This is a genomic window from Microbacterium sp. WCS2018Hpa-23 (assembly GCF_031843845.1).
Taxonomy (GTDB): domain Bacteria; phylum Actinomycetota; class Actinomycetes; order Actinomycetales; family Microbacteriaceae; genus Microbacterium.
Genome location: NZ_JAVTIZ010000009.1, coordinates 55,587 through 75,619 on the forward strand (window position 1 = coordinate 55,587; position 20,033 = coordinate 75,619).

19 protein-coding genes are annotated in these 20,033 nt (G+C 68.2%); 8 read left to right on the forward strand and 11 right to left on the reverse strand.

Annotated elements, in window-relative coordinates; genetic code table 11:
* Positions 1 to 127 precede the first annotated feature (127 nt).
* The 6 genes from RQG77_RS15300 to RQG77_RS15325 form a co-directional block, all read right to left on the reverse strand.
* Positions 128 to 1,675: a sugar ABC transporter ATP-binding protein gene (locus RQG77_RS15300; protein ID WP_311245500.1), complete on the reverse strand. Its 1,548-nt coding sequence runs from the start codon at positions 1,673 to 1,675 to the stop codon at positions 128 to 130.
* A complete protein-coding gene (locus tag RQG77_RS15305) occupies positions 1,672 to 2,691 on the reverse strand; it encodes a LacI family DNA-binding transcriptional regulator (RefSeq protein ID WP_311245501.1) in 1,020 nt (339 codons plus the stop codon). The genes RQG77_RS15300 and RQG77_RS15305 overlap by 4 nt, the downstream gene beginning before the upstream one ends.
* 163 nt (positions 2,692 to 2,854) lie before the next feature.
* Positions 2,855 to 3,271 carry a hypothetical protein gene (locus tag RQG77_RS15310; RefSeq protein WP_311245502.1) on the reverse strand — a complete coding sequence of 139 codons (417 nt, stop codon included), beginning with the start codon at positions 3,269 to 3,271 and terminating at the stop codon, positions 2,855 to 2,857.
* Complete coding sequence (locus RQG77_RS15315; protein WP_311245503.1) at positions 3,268 to 4,383, reverse strand: hypothetical protein; 1,116 nt, start codon at positions 4,381 to 4,383, stop codon at positions 3,268 to 3,270. The genes RQG77_RS15310 and RQG77_RS15315 overlap by 4 nt, the downstream gene beginning before the upstream one ends.
* Positions 4,380 to 4,655 (reverse strand): hypothetical protein, encoded by a 276-nt coding sequence (locus RQG77_RS15320; protein ID WP_311245504.1) that lies wholly within the window; start codon positions 4,653 to 4,655, stop codon positions 4,380 to 4,382. The genes RQG77_RS15315 and RQG77_RS15320 overlap by 4 nt, the downstream gene beginning before the upstream one ends.
* Before the next feature lie 145 nt (positions 4,656 to 4,800).
* Positions 4,801 to 6,060, reverse strand: a complete 1,260-nt coding sequence (locus RQG77_RS15325) for a D-arabinono-1,4-lactone oxidase (RefSeq protein ID WP_311245505.1) — start codon at positions 6,058 to 6,060, stop codon at positions 4,801 to 4,803.
* 79 nt (positions 6,061 to 6,139) lie between these two features.
* Here RQG77_RS15325 and RQG77_RS15330 point away from each other — a divergent pair, with 79 nt between their 5' ends.
* The 5 genes from RQG77_RS15330 to RQG77_RS15350 all read left to right on the forward strand — a co-directional run bounded on the left by RQG77_RS15330 (position 6,140) and on the right by RQG77_RS15350 (position 12,057).
* Positions 6,140 to 7,186, forward strand: a complete 1,047-nt coding sequence (locus RQG77_RS15330; RefSeq protein WP_311245506.1) for a LacI family DNA-binding transcriptional regulator — start codon at positions 6,140 to 6,142, stop codon at positions 7,184 to 7,186.
* Positions 7,187 to 7,304: 118 nt separating this feature from the next.
* Positions 7,305 to 8,642, forward strand: coding sequence for an extracellular solute-binding protein (locus RQG77_RS15335; protein ID WP_311245507.1), 1,338 nt, complete (start codon positions 7,305 to 7,307; stop codon positions 8,640 to 8,642).
* Complete coding sequence (locus tag RQG77_RS15340) at positions 8,639 to 9,589, forward strand: carbohydrate ABC transporter permease (protein WP_056512545.1); 951 nt, start codon at positions 8,639 to 8,641, stop codon at positions 9,587 to 9,589. Before RQG77_RS15335 ends, RQG77_RS15340 begins: the two co-directional genes overlap by 4 nt.
* Positions 9,589 to 10,494 carry a carbohydrate ABC transporter permease gene (locus tag RQG77_RS15345; RefSeq protein WP_311245508.1) on the forward strand — a complete coding sequence of 302 codons (906 nt, stop codon included), beginning with the start codon at positions 9,589 to 9,591 and terminating at the stop codon, positions 10,492 to 10,494. Before RQG77_RS15340 ends, RQG77_RS15345 begins: the two co-directional genes overlap by 1 nt.
* Positions 10,495 to 10,533: 39 nt before the next feature.
* A complete protein-coding gene (locus tag RQG77_RS15350) occupies positions 10,534 to 12,057 on the forward strand; it encodes an alpha-N-arabinofuranosidase (RefSeq protein WP_311245509.1) in 1,524 nt (507 codons plus the stop codon).
* A 117-nt stretch (positions 12,058 to 12,174) separates the two neighbouring features.
* Here RQG77_RS15350 and RQG77_RS15355 read toward each other — a convergent pair whose 3' ends face one another.
* From RQG77_RS15355 to RQG77_RS15375, 5 genes are all read right to left on the reverse strand, one after another.
* Positions 12,175 to 13,308: a bifunctional 2-methylcitrate synthase/citrate synthase gene (locus RQG77_RS15355; protein WP_311245510.1), complete on the reverse strand. Its 1,134-nt coding sequence runs from the start codon at positions 13,306 to 13,308 to the stop codon at positions 12,175 to 12,177.
* A 2-nt stretch (positions 13,309 to 13,310) separates the two neighbouring features.
* Complete coding sequence (gene prpB / locus RQG77_RS15360; protein WP_311245511.1) at positions 13,311 to 14,213, reverse strand: methylisocitrate lyase; 903 nt, start codon at positions 14,211 to 14,213, stop codon at positions 13,311 to 13,313.
* Positions 14,214 to 14,328: 115 nt separating this feature from the next.
* Positions 14,329 to 15,855, reverse strand: coding sequence for an MmgE/PrpD family protein (locus RQG77_RS15365; protein ID WP_311245512.1), 1,527 nt, complete (start codon positions 15,853 to 15,855; stop codon positions 14,329 to 14,331).
* Positions 15,852 to 16,520 carry a GntR family transcriptional regulator gene (locus tag RQG77_RS15370; RefSeq protein ID WP_311245513.1) on the reverse strand — a complete coding sequence of 223 codons (669 nt, stop codon included), beginning with the start codon at positions 16,518 to 16,520 and terminating at the stop codon, positions 15,852 to 15,854. Before RQG77_RS15370 ends, RQG77_RS15365 begins: the two co-directional genes overlap by 4 nt.
* 73 nt (positions 16,521 to 16,593) lie before the next feature.
* On the reverse strand, positions 16,594 to 17,574 hold the full coding sequence (locus tag RQG77_RS15375; RefSeq protein WP_311245514.1) for an EamA family transporter: 981 nt from the start codon (positions 17,572 to 17,574) through the stop codon (positions 16,594 to 16,596).
* Positions 17,575 to 17,613: 39 nt separating this feature from the next.
* On the opposite strand from RQG77_RS15375, the gene RQG77_RS15380 reads away from it, so the two are divergent.
* From RQG77_RS15380 to RQG77_RS15390, 3 genes are all read left to right on the forward strand, one after another.
* Entirely contained in the window at positions 17,614 to 18,150 is a 537-nt protein-coding gene (locus RQG77_RS15380) for a CGNR zinc finger domain-containing protein (protein ID WP_311245515.1), read from the forward strand.
* Between the two features lie 34 nt (positions 18,151 to 18,184).
* Positions 18,185 to 19,165, forward strand: coding sequence for an acetylesterase (locus RQG77_RS15385; RefSeq protein WP_311245516.1), 981 nt, complete (start codon positions 18,185 to 18,187; stop codon positions 19,163 to 19,165).
* Between the two features lie 269 nt (positions 19,166 to 19,434).
* Entirely contained in the window at positions 19,435 to 20,025 is a 591-nt protein-coding gene (locus tag RQG77_RS15390; protein WP_215173304.1) for a glucose-6-phosphate isomerase family protein, read from the forward strand.
* Positions 20,026 to 20,033 lie beyond the last annotated feature (8 nt).

Consider the following 20,033-nt stretch of genomic DNA (forward strand, 5'->3'; position numbering starts at 1 on the left):
TGGTCCTGTCGTGATTGCAGGACAGCTGCTTCGCATGTCCTGCGGCGATGTTACCGGGAACAATTTCTGAAACACAAGAGTTCGTTACCAAATCGGGCATATCAATGTCGAGCGAAGTTGTTACCGATCACAGTTCTGCGCTGTGACTCAGCTCGGCGGCGATCATCTCGACCACCGTGTCGACGGTCACCCCCGGACCGTTGCTGAGCTCGCCGATCTTCTCGCGGTCCTTCAGCACGATGATGCGGTCGCTGAGCCGCACGACCTCTTCGAGCTCGGACGAGATGAACACGACTGCCACGCCGTCTCCGGCCAGCTGGCTGATGCGGCGCTGCACCTCGACCTTCGCCGCGATGTCGATCCCCCGGGTGGGTTCGTCGAGGATCAGCACGTGCGGGCGCACCGCCAGTGCTCGAGCGAGAAGCACCTTCTGCTGCGTTCCCCCCGACAGGAAGCCGACCGGACGGTCGAGGTCCGCAGGGTCGAGGTGCAGCGCCTCGACGTAGGTCTCCACCAAGCCCCTCGACTCGGCGTGCGAGAGAGGACGAGTCCATCCGCGCAGCGCCTGCAGCGAGAGGATGATGTTCTCGCGTGCCGTGAGTTCGCCGATGATGCCCTGCGTTCCCCGGTTCTCGGCCGACAGCGCGATGCGGTGCCGCAGCGCCGCCGAGGGGCTCCGCAGCTGCACCCGTTCGCCGTCGACCCAGAGCTCTCCGCTGTCGGTGCGCACCGAACCGCTGAGCAACGAGGCGAGCTCGGTGCGACCCGAGCCCCGGAGCCCCGCGAGCCCCACGATCTCGCCCCTCTGGATCTCGACGTCCATCCGCTCCAGCTCACCGCGTCGACCGACACCCGACGCCTGCATGGCCGGCTCTCCGTCGTACGCGTAGTGATGCGCCTTGCGCTCCGAGCCGAGCGCCCTCAGGCTGTCGATGTCCTTGCCGAGCATCTTCGAGATCAGGTCGGCTCGGTCGAGGTCGCGCGTCGCATATTCGCCGACGCGTCGCCCGCTGCGCAGCACGGTCATGCGGTCGCTGATCGCGAACGCCTGCTCGAGGAAGTGCGAGATGAACAGGATCGCGACCCCCCGTTGCCGCAGACCCCGGATGACCCGCATCAGGGTGGCGACCTCGGCGACGTCGAGGCTCGAGGTGGGTTCGTCGAGGATGAGCACCCTCGGGTCGTCGACGACCGCGCGAGCGAGAGCGACCAGCTGCTTCTGCGCCGGCGTCAGCATCGACAGCGGCGTCTTGGGGTCGAGGTCGTCGAGCCCCAGCCTGGCCAGCGCCTCGGCGGCATCCGCCCTGGTCCTGCGCCAGTCGATGCCGAACCGGCCCCGGCGCTCACGCCCGAGCATCACGTTCTCGGCCACACTGAGGTTGGGGCTCAGCTGCGCCTCCTGGAACACCGTCGCGATGCCGGCCGCTCGGCTGTCGGCGACTCCCGAGAAGCGTCGCGGCTCGCCGTCGACCAGCACCACGCCCTCTTCGGGAGAGAGCGTGCCGGTGATCACCGCGACGAGTGTCGACTTGCCCGCGGCATTCTCTCCCATCACGGCGTGCACCTCGCCGGGGAACAGGCGGAAGTCGACGCCGTCGAGCGCGCGCACACCGGGGAACTCGACCGTGATGCCCTCGAGCCGCACCACGGGCTCGGGACCACGGACGGGTGTCATCGCACCTCCCGGGGTGCGGCGGACGAGCCGCGGGCGACGAGCTCGGTGGGGATCCGGGTGAGCGTAGGGATGTCACGGCCCTCGATGGCCGCACGCAGCATCTCGACCACCGCGACGCCCAGCGCTCCGAAGTCCTGGCGCACCGTCGTGAGCGGCGGGATGAAGTGCCGCGCGAGCGGGATGTCGTCGAACCCGACCACGCTGAGGTCTCTCGGCACCTCGAAGCCCCTGTCGTGCAGCCCGTGGATCAGCCCCATCGCCATGTCGTCGTTGGCGGCGAAGATCGCCGTGTAGTCCGGCAGCCGCGTGAGGCCCTTCGCGAAGTCGTACGCGAAATCGGCCGACCAGTCTCCGACGACGATGGGCCGTTCACGGATGCCCCACGACTTGGCCCTCGTGTGAAAAGCGCGTTCTCTCGCTCTCGCGTCGAGCCAGTCCAGCGGGCCGGAGAGGTGCAGGATGTCTCGGTGCCCGAGCGCCACGAGGTGGTCGACGACCGACGTCGTGCCGGCGTGCTGGTCGATCGACACCGTGAGAAACGTCGGGTCGGCGTCGGCCTTGACGACGAGCATCGGCACCGTGATCGCGATGCGCCGCAGAGCAGCCACCGACGACGAGCGGGGCGCGATCACACACAGCGCATCGACGCCCTGCGTCACGAGGTTGTCGACCGCCTCCTGGGGCGACAGCGGGTCGCCCTCGTGCAGAGCGATCGGCGTGACGGAGTATCCGGTGGCACGCGCCGAGAGCTCGACGGCCCGCAGGATGCTGGTCGGGCCGTGCGCCACTGCGCTCTCGACGATCACTCCGATGCGCCGGGTGCGCTGAGTGGCGAGGGCCCTGGCCACGAGATTCGGCCGGTAGTCGAGCTCCTCGATCGCCTCGAGGACACGGCGCTTCGTGTCGGGCTTGATGTTCGGGTGATCGTTGAGAACACGCGACACCGTCATGTGCGAGACGCCGGCGATGGTCGCCACCTGACGGATGTTGGGCTTGTCGGAGCCGACGTTCGCCATGCGCACCTCCGTCGGCCGGGCCTCGGAGAATGTTACCGAGAACAACCGGGGTGGTGCAACGGATCGTGCCCTCGTTCCGCACCACGACTGGGCGCTCCGCGATCCCTCGACCTCGCTTGCCTGGATCCCGACAGAGTGACGACGACGACAGCAGTTTCGGTCATCACTCTGCTGGATCCTCGAGACGGAACTCGATGCCGACTGTCTCGTCCGGATCGGTGAAGCGCATGACTCCGGATCTGAAATCCGCGGAGGGAGATGAAGGCTGCACGCGGCGATCGCCCTGCGAAGCCCCGGAGAAGCGCAGAACGATTTCCGGCTGGTCGGGGTAGGCGTCCCAAGTACCGTAGCCAGAGAAGTCGCCGTCTGCGTCCCGGTCGTCAATAGGGTTGAAGGAGGCGCCACTCAGGGCGAAGGAACCATCTTCGTTCACAGTGAGCGTGCCGGTGTCCTCGCCCACTGCGCGCCATGTGCCGATCGGAGACGCGACCTGCGGCGCGCAGCCTGCGAGAAACAGTGCCACGACGATGCCTCCGGCTACCACGGCAACGCCCCGTCGACGATGCACGAGCTCACTCATGGAAATACCGTCTCCGTCCACACGATCGTCTGGTGCTGCGATGCCCACTCGCCGCTGTCGGCTTCCGCGGCGATCATCGAAGGGTAGACGATCGGAAGATGGCCGCCTCCGGTTCCCGGGATGCGGGTCGCGGAATCGATGGTTGTGTCGTTATTGATCACGTAGGTCACCTCGACGCCTCCATCGACGCGGGGGTCACCCGCGAACACCTGGAGTGAGTACGACCCGAGGAAAGACTCCGGAAGATTCTGGCTGTTCAGGTGAAAATCTGCAACGGGGCCGGACATCGTGCTGGTTGCGAGGTTCACGCCATCGTTGATGAGCACCGATGGGTTGTTGCTGATGGAGCGGTCGTAGATCCCGACGGCGTCCAACCTCCCACTTCGCAGGTCAGACAGCACCCGCTCTCGCACACTCTCGATGTGATCGCTCCGCATCAACGTCGACAAGAACGGGTCGTCGGGACCGAGGACCGCTCCGCGCCCGAGGTCACCTTTCCAGAATTGACCGAGCAACTCCATCACACGCGTGTTCGCCTGGTCTCGTCGCGAGCCCTCTGGACTCGCGACGACGCAACGCAACCCGTCCCAGGCGGCGGATGCCACGCGGGCCAGCAGACTCGCGAGAGTCTGATCCGCGGTCGCTCTGTCTCTGGCGAGCTCAGCGAGTGCGTCGGTCGCGATCTTCGCATCCTTCTTAGCCCGCCGTTCCGCCTGGTACGCGTGCTCCAGGCCCGCGGCGTCGTTGTCGAACAGCCCGCCTTCACTCACCATGTCGAGGGTCAGCTGCGCCGCAGCGATGTCCTGCCTCAGCACCTCAGCCCTCGCCGCGATCTCGGCCACAGCGTCGCCGTACTCCACGACACCCTTGCGCGCAGCATCCATCGCCTCGACGGAGTCCTCGAAGTCGCGTCGCAGCCGGGCCGCACGCCCGCGAAAGGCGTCGGCACTCTCCCCAGTCCACGAGGCATCGAGATCACGCAGGATCGTCGTCACCGCGGCCTGCGCGTCGGACAGATCAGAGACCTGCAGCTCAGCCCATCGAGCGGCGGCCGTGCATGCTCCGACATCGCCCGCCCCCGGATCCGACCGTGTCCACTGGGAAGGCATCATTCGTCCAGCGCAGCGACGAAGCTGGTGAGCGCATCGAAGTTCGCCTGTTCGGCAGCGACGAAGTCGGCGACCGTCTCGTCGACGGAACCGGCGAGACTGCGCGCATCCCATTCGAGCGCGACTAGCGCATCTCCCCAGCCGTGCGAGAACCTCGAGGCGGCCGAGGTCACGAGATCGCTCCACATCGGCGAGAGATCGAAGTCGCTCTCCTGCCCACCGATGTTCAGGCCGTTCAGCATCGCGGCTATGCCCTGCATACCGTCATGATCCACGTGAATCTCTTGGCGCACTGTTCCCCCCGGAATCACTGTGCTCCTCACACTAGTGCCCTCATACGAAGACACACACCGTCCCGATGCTTCATACCGGCATTGATCTAACCGACGCAGCCCGGAGCCGACCGTGATCCGGACGGACTTACAGCCCGAGGCGCTCCAGATACGGGTTCACGAGCCGGCGCTCGGGGTCGAATCGGGCGGCGAGGGCTGCGAAGTCGTCCCACCGCTGGTAGCGCGAGCGCACCTCCGCCGGGTCGAGGGTGAAGACCTTGCCCCAGTGGGGGCGGGCGGTCGCGGGCAGAAGCGCCTCGAGCGTCGGCAGGAACTCGCGCACCGCCGCCTCGTCGGGCTTCCACGTGAAGTGGATGCCGACGGCATCCGTCCCCTGCGACGAGCTCAGCCAGAGGTAGTCGGGGGCGACCGTGCGGATCTCGTTCACGAGCAGCAGCGGTGCGATCTGGCCGGCGAGCGTGCGCACCGCCTGGATCGCGGCGACCGCGTCGGAGCGGGGCACCAGGTACTCGCTCTGGATCTCGGCGCCGGCCGACGGCGTGAACTCGAGCTTGAAGTGCGCGAGCCGCTCGAACCACGGCCCCGGCTCGCCGAGCTGCTCGGTGCAGGCGACAGGATCGACGCCGAGGATCGGATGCCGCTTCGCCGTCGCCGGCTCCGCACCGAGCCGCTCGAACAGGTCGTCGCGGACGAGCTCGTGCGCTTCGGGGTGCCGCTGCTTGACCCAGATCTGGTCGGCGATGTCGGTGCGCGTCCAGGTCGAGAAGATGCTGACGCTCGTGCCGATGCCCGTGACCTCGTCGAAGTCGGCCAGGATCGCATCCCACGACGGATGCTCGAACACGTGCTGCGCGACGTCGTAGGTCGGCTCGACGTCGAGCGTGACCTCGACGACCGCGCCGAGCGCCCCGAGGCTCACGACCGCACCGTCGAAGTCCGCGTCGCCGCGCGAGAGCGTCCGCGTATCCCCGGCGGGGGTGATGATCGTCAGGGCCCGCACCGCGGTCGCCAGCGACCCGATCGCGTCGCCCGACCCGTGCGTCCCGGTGGCGATGGCTCCGGCGATCGAGATGTGCGGCAATGAGGCGAGGTTCGCGAGCGCGAGCCCCTCCGCCCCGAGGCGCGGCGCGATGTCGCCGTAGCGCAGTCCGCCCGAGACGCGCACGGCGTCGCGGGCGTCATTGATCTCGAACACGGCGGGCAGCCGGTCGAGGGCGATGAGCACCCCGTCGGTGTCGGCGATGTCGTTGAAGCAGTGCCGGGAGCCGAGGAACCGCACGGACCCGCCGCGCGCGAGCAGTGACTGCAGCTCCTCGATCGACGACGGGTGCTCGACCGCGGATGCGCGATAGGTGAGGTTGCCTGCCCAGTTGCGTTCGATGCTCATGGCGCCATGTTAGTCAGAGCCGCACCGCCTACATCGATGTACCACCGTCGATGAAGGTCGTCATGGATAGGCTGACCGGATGACAGCGATGATGCCGCCCCGCTCGACGATGAAAGACGTCGCCGCGCTGGCAGGCGTCTCGCCCAAGACCGTCTCGAACGTCGTCACCGGCACCGTCGCCGTGCGCGAGGAGACCCGCGTCAGGGTCGAGGCGGCGATGGCCCAACTCGACTTCGCGCCCAACCTCAGCGCCCGTGGCCTCCGCAAGGGGCGATCCGGCATCATCGCGGTCGCACTCCCCGACCTCGCCACCGCTTTCTCGGCCGAGCTCATGCACCGCCTGGTCGATGCGGCCCACGAGCGCGGGCTCGCCGTGCAGATCGAGGAGACCGCGACCGACCCCGACCGCGAGAAGGAGCTCGTCTCCCGAGCTCGGGCCCACCTCGTCGACGGATTGATCCTCAACCCCATCCGCCTCGAAGACAGCGTGCTGAAGTACGCCGATCGCCTGCCGCCGCTCGTCGTGCTCGGCGAGGTGGAGCAGAACAGGGCGGATCACGTGCGCATCGACAGCCGACGCGCTGCGGCCGATGTCACCCGTCACGTGCTCTCGCACGGTGCGACCCGTATCGCGGTGATCGGAGCGGACGACGACCCCTCGGTCGCGACCGCGACCAGCCGCCTGCGTCTCGAAGGGGTGCACGACGCGCTCCGCGAGGCCGGCATCCCCCGTGACACCGCTCTCGAGATCAACCCGATGCCGTGGTCGATGACAGGCGGAGCGGATGGCGTCGAGACGCTGTTCCGACGGGGCGTGGCCTTCGACGCGATCGTCGCCTTCACCGACTCTCTGGCACTCGGCGCCCTGCACGCCCTGCACGACCACGACGTGAGCGTGCCGGGCGACGTGATCGTGACGGGCTTCGACGACGTCGAGTTCTCGCGGTACACGTCACCGTCGCTCACGACGATCGCCTTCGATCGACGCGCCTTCGCCGACGCTGCGCTGGGTCTTCTCGAGTCGCGGATGGATGACCGCAGCACCCCACCTCGAGCACTCACCCTCTCGCATCATCTGCTCGAGCGCGACAGCACGCAGGGCACCCCGCGCGGCTACCGCGCCTGACGCGCGCAGCCGCGCAGCATCCGGCGGCGACTCGTCCTCTCACGATCCCTCTTGCGCACGCGATTACATCGATGTAATGATGTACCTCGATCCCGCCCGCAGTCACGAAGGAGTGACGATGACGCCCCCGCTCGATATGTCCAGACGGCAGTTCCTGACCGCAGCATCGGTCACAGCCGCGGCAGCCCTGCTCGCCGGCTGCGCACCCGGCACCGTCCCCGGCTCGAACACCACGACCCTGCAGTTCTGGCATCTGCTCTCGGGCGGCGACGGCGTCACCATGTCGCAGCTGCTCGACACCGCGAACTCCGCGCAGAGCGCGTACCGCATCCGCCCCACGGTCCTCGCCTGGGGCACCCCGTACTACACGAAGCTCGCGATGGCCGGCGCCGGTGGCCGGGCCCCCGACGTCGCGATCATGCACGCGACCCGCACCGTCGGCTGGGCCCCTGGCGGCCTGCTCGACACCTGGGACCTCGACCGGCTCTCCTCGCTCGGCGTCGACAGCACGAAGTTCCCCAAGCCCATCTGGGAGAAGGGCTTCGTCGGCGAGAACATGTACAGCATCGCGCTCGACGCGCATCCCTTCGTCGCCATGTTCAACACCGACATCTGCGACGCCGCGGGTGTGCTCGACAGCGACGGCCGCCTGATCGAGACCTCCTCCCCCGACGAGTTCGTCGACCAGCTGCGCACGATCGGCGGCAAGGCCGACGGCCATGCGCTCTCGTACGGATACCTCGGCGACGGCGCCCAGATGTGGCGCCTCTTCTACACCTTCTACTCGCAGCACGGCGGCGCGATGGAGCTCCCGCCGGGGGGCAAGGCCGTGATCGACAAGGATGCCGCGGTCGAATCGCTCTCGCTCATGCGCACCCTGCTCGACGGCGAGATCGCCCTCGCACAGGCCGACTACGGCAGCGCTGTCGCCGAGTTCGCGACCGGCAAGAGCGGGATGCTGTTCACCGGAGTCTGGGAGCTGCGCACCATGCAGAACGCCGGGATCCCGTTCGACGCGACCATGATCCCCACGCTCTACGGCACACCGGCGGTCTACGCCGACTCGCACTCGTTCGTGCTGCCGCACCAGACGAACGCCGACGAGAAGAAGCGCGACCTGACCTACCAGTTCGTCGCCGACATGCTGAAGGGCTCGTTCGGCTGGGCAGAAGCCGGACACATCCCCGCCTTCCTTCCCGTCACCGAATCCCCCGAGTACGACGACCTGATCCCGCAGGCGCACTACGCCGAGGCCGCTCAGCACGTCGTCTACGACCCGACCGCGTGGTTCACCGGATCCGGATCGAACTTCCAGGGCGAGTTCGGCGCCGCCGTGCAGGGAGTCCTGCTCTCGGGCGACGACCCCGCCGCCGCGATCGACCGGTTCGAGGCCCGCGTGAACACGCTCCTCAGCCAGCCGAACCCGGCTGATCCCGAGGGGACGTTCGCATCATGACCACCGCAACCGACTCCACCCGCACGATCGTCACAGGCTCCAAGGCCGCGCTGCCGATCCGTCGCGCCGGCTCCCGCAACCGCGAGCAGCTCATCAGCTGGGCGTTCCTCGCCCCGTTCCTCATCGCCTTCGTGCTGTTCCTCGCCTGGCCGATCGTGCACGGCATCATCCTCAGCTTCACCGACCAGTCGCTCACCGGCGCAGGCGGCGCCTTCGTCGGCTTCGCGAACTACGCCGAGGCGCTGGCCGACCCGGTCATGTGGCGCTCGATGGGCAACACGGTGTGGTTCACGCTGCTCTCCACCGTCCCGCTCGTCGTGATCGCGCTGATCATGGCCGCGCTCGTCGACCGCGGCATCCCCGGTCAGTGGCTCTGGCGGCTGTCGTTCTTCATGCCGTACCTGCTCGCCTCGACCGTGATCTCGCAGATCTGGGTCTGGATCTTCAACCCGCAGATCGGCGCGGCCAACAACATCCTGAAGGCCTTCGGCCTCGAGCCGCTCGCCTGGCTGCAGAACCCCGACACGAACATGCTGTCGATCGTGATCGCCACCGTCTGGTGGACGGTCGGGTTCAACTTCCTGCTCTACCTCGCGGCGATGCAGAACATCCCGCCGCAGCAGTACGAAGCGGCATCCCTCGACGGCGCCGGGCCGTGGAGGCAGTTCTGGTCGATCACGCTCCCGCAGCTCGGACCCGCGACCGTGCTGATCCTGATCCTGCAGATCCTGGCCTCGCTGAAGCTCTTCGATCAGGCGTACCAGATGCTCGGCGGAGTCGCGAGCGACACCACCCGCTCGATCGTCCAGTACATCTACGAGGCAGGCTTCGTCAGCTACCGATTCGGCTACTCGGCCGCGATCTCCTATGTGTTCTTCGCTCTCATCGTCATCATCGGCGTCGCGCAGGCCTTGATCTCGCGCCGCCGGAAGGAGTCGCAGCTGTGATGTCCACCGCCACTCTCACCGAGACCATCACCACCGCCAAGCCCGCGCGCGCCCGTCGCTCGCACCTGCCCGGTCAGAAGCCGTTCGGCGCACTCCGCATCAGCGCTCTCGTCGTGCTGATCATCCTCGCGGTCGGCTGGCTGCTGCCGTTCCTCTGGGCGGTCGCGACCGCCTTCAAGACCGAGACGGATGCCGCCAGCGGCGACCCGTCGTGGATCGGCGCCACCGGGCCGACGATCGAGGCCTTCACGGCGATCCTGTCGCAGGGCAACGTCTACACCTGGGCGTTCAACAGCCTGTGGACCTCGGTCGCCGTGACCCTGATCACGCTGACGATCTCGGCCATGGCCGCCTACGCGTTCTCGCGGCTCGACTTCACCGGTCGCAAGTGGCTGTTCGTGGCGATCATCGCCTCGATCGTCGTGCCGCCGCAGGTTCTGATCATCCCGCTGTTCTACGAGATGCTCGCGTTCAACATGATCGACACCTACTGGGGCCTGATCCTGCCGCAGGTCGTCGCCCCCGCCATGGTGTTCATCCTGAAGCGCTTCTTCGACGCGATCCCGATCGAGCTCGAAGACGCGGCGCGCGTCGACGGCGCGAGTCGCCTGCGCATCTTCTGGTCGATCGTGCTGCCGCTCTCGCGCCCGATCCTGGCATCCGTCGCGATCTTCGTGTTCATCGGCGCCTGGAACAACTTCCTCTGGCCGTTCCTCGTCATCAACGACACCACCCTGATGACGCTGCCGGTCGGACTCCAGACGGTCATCAGCGCCTACGGCGTGCAGTACGCCCAGGTCATGGCTCAGGCCGTGCTCGCGGCGCTGCCGCTGATCATCGTGTTCATCATCTTCCAGAAGCAGATCGTCAAGGGAGTCGCGACCAGCGGCTTCGGCGGTCAGTAGTCCCCCACCCGGCTCGAGAGCCAGAAATCTAGGAGAGCAATGTCTCAGGCCCGCATCACCATCGACCGCGACTTCACCATCGCCGACGTCCCCCGGAGGCTCTTCGGGTCGTTCGTCGAGCACATGGGGCGCTGCGTGTACACCGGCATCTACGAGCCGGGGCACCCGCAGGCCGACGAGCGCGGCTTCCGTCAGGACGTCCTCGCCCTGGTGAAGGAGATGGGTCCGACCGTGGTCCGCTACCCCGGGGGCAACTTCGTCTCCGGCTACCGCTGGGAAGACGGGGTGGGCCCGGTCGAAGATCGCCCCGTGCGCATCGACGGCGCCTGGCACACGATCGAGACCAACGCGTTCGGTCTGCACGAGTTCATGGACTGGGCGAAGGAGGCCGACGTCGAGGTCATGGAGGCCATCAACCTCGGCACCCGCGGCGTCGAAGAGGCCCGCTCGCTCGTCGAGTACGCCAACCACCCCGGTGGCACCTACTGGTCGGATCTCCGTCGCAAGAACGGCGCCGAGAAGCCGTTCGACATCAAGTTGTGGTGCCTGGGCAACGAGCTCGACGGACCGTGGCAGATCGGCGGCAAGACCGCGACGGAGTACGGACGCCTGGCCCAGGAGTCGGCCAAGGCCATGAAGCTGGTCGACCCGACCATCGAGCTCGTCGCGGTCGGTTCGTCCGGCCGCTCGATGCCGACGTTCGGCACCTGGGAGAACACGGTTCTGACCCACGCCTACGACGAGGTCGACTTCATCTCGATGCACGCGTACTACCAGGAGCACGACGGCGATGCCGAGTCGTTCCTCGCGGAGTCCGTCGACATGGATGCCTTCATCGACGGTGTCATCGCGACGATCGACGCCGTGAAGGCCGCAGGCAAGCACACGAAGCAGGTCGACATCTCGTTCGACGAGTGGAACGTGTGGGACCAGGTGCAGTTCAACGACGTCGAGTCGGTCGAGATCGCCAAGGCGGGGTGGAAGAAGCATCCGCGTCTGATCGAGGACACCTACAACGTGACGGATGCCGTGGTCGTGGGCACGCTGCTCAACAGCCTCCTGCGCCACGGCGACCGCGTGAAGATCGCCAACCAGGCGCAGCTCGTGAACGTGATCGCGCCGATCCGCTCGGAGGAGAACGGTCCGGCCTGGCGTCAGACGAGCTTCTGGCCCTTCGAGCGCATGGCACGTCTCGCCAAGGGCCGCATCCTGCGCCTCGCGGTGTCGGCGCCGCAGATCGAGACCAAGCGCTACGGCGGGGTCGACGCGGTCGACGCGGCGGCCACCTGGGACGAGGAGACCGGACGCGTCGTCGTGTTCGTGGCGAACCGCTCCCTCGACGAGGAGAGCGACCTGACGGTGGAGCTCCGCGGCCTCACGGGGCTCCGAGTCGTGAACGCCGAGACGCTGACCATCCCCGAGGGCGGCGACCGTCACACCGCGAACCTCGAGACCACGCAGGATGCCGTGCACATGGTGCCGCTCGCCGCAGCCGAGGTCGTCGACGGCGCGGTGCGCGCGACCCTTCCGCCGCTGTCGTGGTCGGTGATCGAGCTGGCCTAGTCAGCGCTTCGACCCTGCCCCGGGGAGTTTCGAATCGCGTGAATGACCCTGTTCCATCGCGGAACAGGGTCATTTGCGCGATTCCAACGGGCGCGATTCCAACGGGCGAGAGCCGTGTCAGCTCTCGATGTGCCGCTCGTCGACACCGTCATAGAACGACAGCGGGCGGATCAGCGCATTGGCACCGGCCTGCTCGATCACGTGCGCCGTCCACCCGGTCACCCGCGCCGCCACGAACAGAGGCGTGAAGGTGAGGGTGTCGAAGCCGATCAGGTTGTACGCCGGGCCCGACGGGTAGTCGAGGTTCGGGTAGATGCCCTTGCGTGCCACGAACTCCGACTCGAGAGCGTCGTAGAGCTCTGCCACCTCTGCCCTGTCGTAGTGCTCGACGAGCGTGTCGAGGGCCGCCTTCATCGTCGGCACGCGCGAGTCGCCGCTCTTGTAGACGCGGTGACCGAAGCCCATGATCTTGCGCTTCTCTGCCAGTGCCTTATCGAGCCACGGCACGACGTTCGACGCCTCGCCGATCTCGTCGAAGATGTGCAGCACGGCCTCATTCGCGCCGCCGTGCAGCGGCCCCTTGAGCGCGCCGATCGCGCCGACCACGGCCGAGTACAGGTCGCTGAGGGTCGAGGTGATGACGCGGGCCGTGAAGGTCGAGGCGTTGAACGAGTGCTCGGCGTACAGGATCATCGAGCGGTTGAACGCGTCGACGACGACCGGGTCGGGCTCTTCACCGAACGTCATCCAGAGGAAGTTCGCCGAGTAGTCGAGGTCGTCGCGCGGTGCGATCGGCTCCTCGCCTCGGCGGCGTCGCTGGCCGTAGGCGACGATCGCGGGAAGAGCGGCGAACAGGCGGATGCTGCGCTCGAGGTTCTCCTCGGGGCTGCCGCCGGCATCGAGCACCGAGCCGCCGGCGTTCGTGTCGGAGGCGCCGATCAGGCTCACGGCCGTGCGCACCTCGTCCATCGGGTGCGCCTCGATCGGGATCAGGTCGATCGCCGCCTTGACGTTGTCGGTCAGGGCGCGATGCGGACGCTCCTGCGCCCGGAAGGCCGCGAGCTCTTCAAACGTCGGCAGCTCGCCGTGCCACAGCAGGTAGGCGACCGCCTCGAACGGCTGGGTCGCCGCCAGCTCCTGCACGGGATAGCCGCGGTAGAGCAGGCTGTTCGTCTCGGGGTTGACCTTCGAGATCGCGGTCGTGTCGACGACGACCCCGGCGAGGCCCTTCTTGATGTCCGGCTCGGTCATGCTCACTCCTTCGTGACGGTGAAGCCTGCGACGCCCGAGTCGAACTCCTTGTAGGACTCGTAGTCGATCAGGTCGTAAAGATCGGCACGGTGCTGCATCTCACCGAGCTTCGAGGTGAGGTGCCCCTCCTCGTTCAGCGTATCGAGCGCACGGCCCGCCGCGCCCATCGCGATGCGCAGCAGCGACACGGGCCAGATGACCATGTTCACTCCGGCGTCCCGCAACTGGTCGACCGAGAACAGGTCGCTCTTGCCGAACTCGGTCATGTTGGCGAGGATCGGCACGTCGAGCGCATCCGCCATCGCCTCGAACTCCGCGAGCGTGCGCATCGCCTCGGGGAAGACGGCATCGGCCCCGGCATCCACCAGCGCCTTGGCGCGATCGATCGCCGACTCCAGGCCCTCGACCGCACGGATGTCGGTGCGCGCCATGATCAGGAAGTTGGGGTCGCGACGAGCGTCGGCCGCTGCTCGGATGCGACGGATCGCCGTGCTCTCGTCGACGACGCTCTTGCCGTCGAGGTGGCCGCAGCGCTTCGGGTTGATCTGATCTTCGATGTGGGTGCCGGCGAGGCCCGCGTCTTCGAGCTCCTGAATCGTGCGGGCGACGTTCATCGGCTCGCCGAAGCCGGTGTCGGCGTCGACGATCGCGGGGATGTCGGTCATGCGCGCGATCTGCTTAGCGCGGCCGGCGACCTCGGTCAGGGTGGTGAGGCCGATGTCGGGCACCCCGAGGTCGGCAGAGAGCACCGCGCCCGAGATGTAGACCCCGTCGAAGCCCTTCTGCTCGATCAGTCGGGCGCTCAGCGGGTTGAAGGCGCCGGGGAACCGCAGCAGCTCACCGCTCGCGAGCCGCTCGCGGAACAGGCGGCGCTTCTCGGCCGGCGTGACGTGGGAGTACAGCATCAGTTCTTCCCTCTCAGGCGGGGTGCGCGTTTCGTCTCGCTCCGCTCGCTCAACGACCAGGAACGAGGCCCCCGGTCGTTGAGCGAGGAGCGAAGCGACGAGACGAAGCGCGACATCAGAACAGGCCCTTCGGGGCGTCGGCGCCCTCGAGAAGGCCGGGCTTCGCGATGATCGACAGTTCGCCGACCTCGGCGGCCGTGAGCTCGGGCAGACGCTGCACCAGTTCGAGGAACCGCTCGATCTCGGCGGGCTCGAGCACGGGCTCGGCCAGCAGGCGGAACTTCGCGATGTAGTTGTCGCGGGCGAACGGACGGGCGCCGAGCGGATGCGCGTCGGCGACGGCGATCTCGTCGACCACGGTGGTGCCGTCGGTCAGGCGGAACTCGACGCGACCACCGAACGCCCGCGCGACGGGGTCTTCCGAGTGGTAGCGGCGCGTCCACTCGGCATCCTCGGCGGTGGTGATCTTGTGCCACAGCGCGACGGTGTCTTCGCGGCCCGCGCGCTCGGGAGTGTACGAGTCGACGTGGTGCCAGCCGCCGTCCTGCAGCGCGACCGCGAAGATGTACGGGATCGAGTGGTCGAGCGTCTCACGCGATGCGGTCGGGTCGTACTTCTGCGGGTCGTTCGCGCCCGAGCCGATCACGTAGTGCGTGTGGTGGCTGGTGTGCAGCACGATGGCCTCGATGTTCGCGGGGTCGCGCAGCGCCGGGTTCTCGGTGCCGAGCTTGCGGGCGAGGTCGATCCACGCCTGCGCCTGATACTCGGCCGAGTGCTCCTTCGTGTACGAGTCGAGGATCGCGCGCTTCGCCTCGCCCGCGGCGGGCAGCGGCACTTCGTACGCTGCATCCTTGCCGTCGAGCATCCAGGCGATCACGCCGTCTTCACCCTCGTAGATCGGGGCGGGGCTGGTCTGGCCGCGCATCGCCCGGTCGACGGCCTCGACCGCGAGCTTGCCTGCGAAGGCCGGGGCGTGCGCCTTCCAGGTCGAGATCTCGCCCTTGCGGCTCTGGCGGGTGGCCGTGGTGGTGTGCAGTCCCTGACCGACGGCCTGATAGATCGTCTCGACGTCGAGGCCGAGCAGGGTGCCGATGCCGGCGGCGGCCGACGGGCCGAGATGCGCGACGTGGTCGATCTTGTGCTTGTGCAGGCAGATCGCGCGCACGAGGTCCATCTGGATCTCGTAGCCGGTGGCGATGCCGCGCAGCAGCGCGCGACCGTCGGCCTGCACGTGCTGGGCGACGGCGAGGATCGGCGGGATGTTGTCGCCCGGGTGCGAGTACTCGGCCGCGAGGAACGTGTCGTGGTAGTCGAGCTCGCGCACGGCCACGCCGTTGGCCCAGGCCGCCCACTCGGGGCTGGTGCGGTGGTCGAGCGCCGCGCCGAAGACCGTGGCGCCGATGCCGCCGGTCGAGACGGGGTGGCTGAAAGCCTGAGCGCGGGCCGCGTTGATGGGGCCGCGGGTGAGTGATGCCGCCGCGACCGACGCGTTGTCGATGATGCGGTTGATGATCATGTCGGTGACGTCCTGCTCGACCTCGACCGGGTCGGCGGCGACCTCGGCGATCTTCCAGGCGAGCTGGTCTTCACGGGCGAGGTTCTCGTCGCTGCGGTGGACGCGGACGTGGTGGGTGACGGTCATTTCACACCTTCTGGGTTGGCTGACAGGGAGTCGAGGATGCCGGTGAGCGCGTTGTGCAGGTGCACGTGCGTGGCGTGGGCGGCGAGATCGCCGTCTCGGGCGCCGAGCGCTGCGGCGATCGTGCGGTGCTCGGACGCGGATGCCGCGAGGCGGTCGGGCTTGTCGCGGGCCATGCGCCGCACCCGCACGAGGTGGGTGCGCACGGTGCGCAGCGCCGAGGCGATGTAGTCGTTGTCGACCGCGGCGTCGAGAGCGGCGTCGAAGCGGGCGATGAGGGCGTAGTAGGCGTCACGGCCTGCGACGGCGGCGAGATCGACGTGCGCGAACTCGTCGGCGAGTGCGGCGAAGAGGGCGGCATCCCCTCGCTGGGCGGCGAGACGGGCGGAGGTCTCCTCGAGCGCGCGGCGGATCTCGAACAGCGCGCGGATGTCGTCGGCATCCAGATCCGCGACCACCGTGACCCGCGGCGACTGCTGCACGACGAGCCCGTCGGCGGCCAGGCGGCGCAGCGCCTCGCGCATCGGCGTGCGGCTGATGCCGAGGCGGGCCGCCTGCTCGACCTCGCCCAGTACGAAACCGGCGGGAAGGGCGCCCGACTGGATCTCATCCAGCAGCGCCGCGTGCGCTCGGTCGCTCGCGGTGATGCGATCGGCGACGGAGCTCATGCCCTCAGTGTATACACAATTAGAATGAGCCGGTCATTCGAGTGACTTCCGAGTGCTTCGCGTATACATTGCACTACCGCTGCGGCTGCTCCACAGCATCCGGAATCGGCTCGACGAACTCGGCGGGGCGGGGCTCGCCGAGCTTCACGACGACCACGCCGACCAGCACGAGCGCGCCGCCGAGGGCCTGCAGCAGATCGGGCAGCTGTCCGAGCAGCAGCCAGCCGAAGAGCAGAGCGGCGACGACCTCGGACAGCGCGACGAACGACGCGAGGCGGGAGCCGAGCATCCGGGTCGACGCGATGCCCAGCACGTATGCGAGAGCGGTCGCGATCAGGCCGATCGCGAGCACCGGCACGAACCACGGCACGGTGCCGAATCGGTAGGTGATGTCGTCGGTCGTCCAGGCGACGGGCAGGATGCCGACGAGCCCGGCGATCGTCAGCGCGACCGCGCCGAGCAGCAGCCCACCGCCGGCGAGCGCGATCGGCGGCAGTCCGGTATCGGCTTTGGCCGAGAGCAGGAAGTACGTCGCTGCCCCCATCATCGCGGCGAGCGCCCACAGGATGCCGGCGATGTTGACCTCAGCCCCGGTGATGATGTCGAGCATCAGCACGAGACCGACGAAGGCGATGGCTGCGCCGATCACACTGCGGCGGCTCGGTCGCTCACCCCGGCGCAGCCACAGCCAGAGGATGACGGCGATCGGCGCCGTGTACTCGATGAGCAGGGCGAGGCCGACGTCCATCACCGCGACGGCCTGGAAGTAGCAGAGCTGGGTGGCGGTCACGGCGAGCAGGCCGTAGGCGGCGACCATGCCGGCATTCTTCTTGAGCACACCCCACCGCCCGCGCAGCGACAGGATCGTCGGGACGAGCAGCACGAGCGCCGCGACCCAGACCCGCGCGGTCACCGCTGCTCCCGGCGTCCATCCCGCATCGATGAGACCCCGGGCCCAGGCGCCCGACATCCCGAACGCGAAGGCCGCGCCGATCGCCAGCGGCAGACCGAAGCGCACGCCCGGCGCTGTGATGTCATTTGCAACCCTGCTCATGACAGGTGACGCTACTCGCGCAAGATGTAAGGTGTCAACATGAACTTCACCGATGACACGGAAGAGACCCTCCGTGCAGCCGTCTGGCTCGTGAACTCTGCGGAAGACCCCGACACCCTCGAGACGCTCGTCGACTACGACGCGTTCCTCGCGAACTTCCCCTATTCGGGCCGACTCGACCGCGACGAGGCCGAGCTCGACGCGCTGCGAACCCTGCGTCCGCGGCTGCGCACCATGCTGCTCGCACCCCGAGACGAGATGGCTGAGTACGTCAACGCCGCGCTCGCCGAAGCGCATCTCGCTCCGAGGCTGGTGCGCCACGACGGCGTCGACTGGCACCTGCACGCCGTCGCGGACGAGCACCCCCTGCCCGAGCGCGTGCTCATCGAGACCGCCATGGCGCTGATCGACGTCATCCGCGCCGATGAGGGATCCCGCATCTCTATCTGCGCCGACGAGACCTGCGAGGCGCTCGCCCTCGACCTCTCGCGCAACCGCTCGAAGCGCTTCTGCTCGACGACCTGCACCAACCGCAACGCGGTGGCCGCCTACCGCGCACGGCGCGCGAGCGCCTGAACCCTGCGCGCGGATTCGGTAGCCTCGTCTGGTCATGCCCTTCCCCTCCCCCTACGACACCTGGTTCGCCGACGCCGAGTTCGACGCGAGCTACGGACACACGCTCGCCACTCTCCGAGAGATCGCACCGGTTCCGCCGCCGGCCGGCTTCGCCGCGCGATGGCAGGGCTGGCGCGAGCAGGCCACGACGGTGGATGCCGCACCTACCGTGCTGTCGACCGAGACCGCGCACGGCAGACGCGTGTCGGTCGTCGAGCACGCAGGAGTCGACGGCACTCGTCTACGGGCCTGGGTCGTCGAGCCCCTCTTCGCCGCGGCGCGTGTCGGCGTCGTGCACAGTCACGGCTACGGCGGGCGCGATGCGATCGATCTGGCCAGGGTGCCCGACGATGCGGCCGCGATCTTTCCCGTCGCCCGCGGGCTGCCCACTCTGAATGCGGGCGTCGGCGCCCCCGAGATCCAAACCGAGCATGTGCTGGCCGGGATCGAGACCCCGGACGCCTCCGTGCTGGGCCTGTGCGCCCGTGACCTCTGGCTCGCAGCGGACGCTCTCACGACCCTCGTCGGATCGCTACCGCTCTATTACATCGGCGAGAGCTTCGGCGGAGGCATCGGCGCACTCGCCCTCCCGTGGGATGAGCGCTTCATCGGCGCAACCCTCGTCGTCCCGAGCTTCGGGCAGTACGACGAGCGCCTCGCGGTGCACTGTGTCGGCAGCGGCGAGACCGTGCGCGACCACGTCGCCGCGCATCCGGAGGCCCGTGAGGTGCTGCGCTGGTTCGACGCCTCGACGGCCCTCGGCTTCGCCCGCGTTCCGGTGCGGGTCGAGGCGGCGCTATGGGACCCGTACGTGCCGCCGCCCGGTCAGTTCGGCGTCGCGAACGCGGCACGGATGCTCGAGCTCGCCGTCCTCCCGGCTGGCCATGCGGAGTATCCGGGGGTCGAAGAGGTGACCGCCGAGGCGATCAGCGGCGGCAGGTCGCACCTCGCACGCGCGCTGCGCGCAGCATCCTGAGCCCGGGCCATCCCCGCTCCGGTCGCACTTCGTGCCGCCTGATCCCGGGCCGCCCGCGCTCCGGTTGCACTTCGTGCCGCCTGATCGCCCCACGGGCGGCATCAACTGCGACCGGAGCCTTCTCTGCGCGGCGACGCTCGCGATTCGGCGTGCACACCCGCACTCGCACCCCCGCGCATCCGAGCACTGGACGCCACTTGTCATAACAGGTACACTCAGCTTGTCATTACAGGTTGCGCAGCGCCGCAGCATCCGCACGAGGAGCACCGATGCCCCAGTTCCACACTCCCCCGATCTCGCCGATGGCGATCGCCTTCGACGCCGAGAAGCTCACGCTCTCGCCCGAGGGGCCGACCCTCACTCGGCGCATGTCCGACCTCGAGGGCCTGTTCCTCGACGCGGATGCCTGGGCTGCCGCTGCCGCCGGCGACAACCCCGTCGTCTACACCGTGGTCAGCTCGCCCGTGCCCGAGGTCGACCGCGAACTGCCGCAGTCGATCACGACGATCATGCCCGGCGACACCTCGGGTGAGCTCTGGATGACGAAGGGCCACCAGCATCCGAACCACCAGGGCGAGATCTACCTGGCGCTCACGGGGCGAGGCGGTCTGCTCATGTTCGACGGCGAGCGCACCGAGTGGCTCGACATGCTTCCGGGCACCATCGGCTACATCCCGCCCGGCTGGGCGCACCGCTCGATCAACACCGGCGACGAGCCCTACGCGTTCCTCGCGGTCTATCCCGGCGGCGCCGGCCACGACTACGGCTGGGTGCTCGAGCACGGCATGGGCTCGCGCGCCTATCGCGCGAGCGAGGGCGTGGATCTGCGCCCCTATTCCGCGACCGCCTCTGCGCAATAGGCTCCCGC

Excerpts from the sequence above, each read along its gene's own strand:
- RQG77_RS15300 (WP_311245500.1), bottom strand. The coding sequence starts at position 1,675 with ATGACACCCGTCCGTGGTCCCGAGCCCGTGGTGCGGCTCGAGGGCATC.
- RQG77_RS15305 (WP_311245501.1), bottom strand. The coding sequence starts at position 2,691 with ATGGCGAACGTCGGCTCCGACAAGCCCAACATCCGTCAGGTGGCGACC.
- RQG77_RS15310 (WP_311245502.1), bottom strand. The coding sequence starts at position 3,271 with ATGAGTGAGCTCGTGCATCGTCGACGGGGCGTTGCCGTGGTAGCCGGA.
- RQG77_RS15315 (WP_311245503.1), bottom strand. The coding sequence starts at position 4,383 with ATGATGCCTTCCCAGTGGACACGGTCGGATCCGGGGGCGGGCGATGTC.
- RQG77_RS15325 (WP_311245505.1), bottom strand. The coding sequence starts at position 6,060 with ATGAGCATCGAACGCAACTGGGCAGGCAACCTCACCTATCGCGCATCC.
- RQG77_RS15330 (WP_311245506.1), top strand. The coding sequence starts at position 6,140 with ATGACAGCGATGATGCCGCCCCGCTCGACGATGAAAGACGTCGCCGCG.
- RQG77_RS15335 (WP_311245507.1), top strand. The coding sequence starts at position 7,305 with ATGACGCCCCCGCTCGATATGTCCAGACGGCAGTTCCTGACCGCAGCA.
- RQG77_RS15340 (WP_056512545.1), top strand. The coding sequence starts at position 8,639 with ATGACCACCGCAACCGACTCCACCCGCACGATCGTCACAGGCTCCAAG.
- RQG77_RS15345 (WP_311245508.1), top strand. The coding sequence starts at position 9,589 with ATGTCCACCGCCACTCTCACCGAGACCATCACCACCGCCAAGCCCGCG.
- RQG77_RS15350 (WP_311245509.1), top strand. The coding sequence starts at position 10,534 with ATGTCTCAGGCCCGCATCACCATCGACCGCGACTTCACCATCGCCGAC.
- RQG77_RS15355 (WP_311245510.1), bottom strand. The coding sequence starts at position 13,308 with ATGACCGAGCCGGACATCAAGAAGGGCCTCGCCGGGGTCGTCGTCGAC.
- prpB (WP_311245511.1), bottom strand. The coding sequence starts at position 14,213 with ATGCTGTACTCCCACGTCACGCCGGCCGAGAAGCGCCGCCTGTTCCGC.
- RQG77_RS15365 (WP_311245512.1), bottom strand. The coding sequence starts at position 15,855 with ATGACCGTCACCCACCACGTCCGCGTCCACCGCAGCGACGAGAACCTC.
- RQG77_RS15370 (WP_311245513.1), bottom strand. The coding sequence starts at position 16,520 with ATGAGCTCCGTCGCCGATCGCATCACCGCGAGCGACCGAGCGCACGCG.
- RQG77_RS15375 (WP_311245514.1), bottom strand. The coding sequence starts at position 17,574 with ATGAGCAGGGTTGCAAATGACATCACAGCGCCGGGCGTGCGCTTCGGT.
- RQG77_RS15380 (WP_311245515.1), top strand. The coding sequence starts at position 17,614 with ATGAACTTCACCGATGACACGGAAGAGACCCTCCGTGCAGCCGTCTGG.
- RQG77_RS15385 (WP_311245516.1), top strand. The coding sequence starts at position 18,185 with ATGCCCTTCCCCTCCCCCTACGACACCTGGTTCGCCGACGCCGAGTTC.
- RQG77_RS15390 (WP_215173304.1), top strand. The coding sequence starts at position 19,435 with ATGCCCCAGTTCCACACTCCCCCGATCTCGCCGATGGCGATCGCCTTC.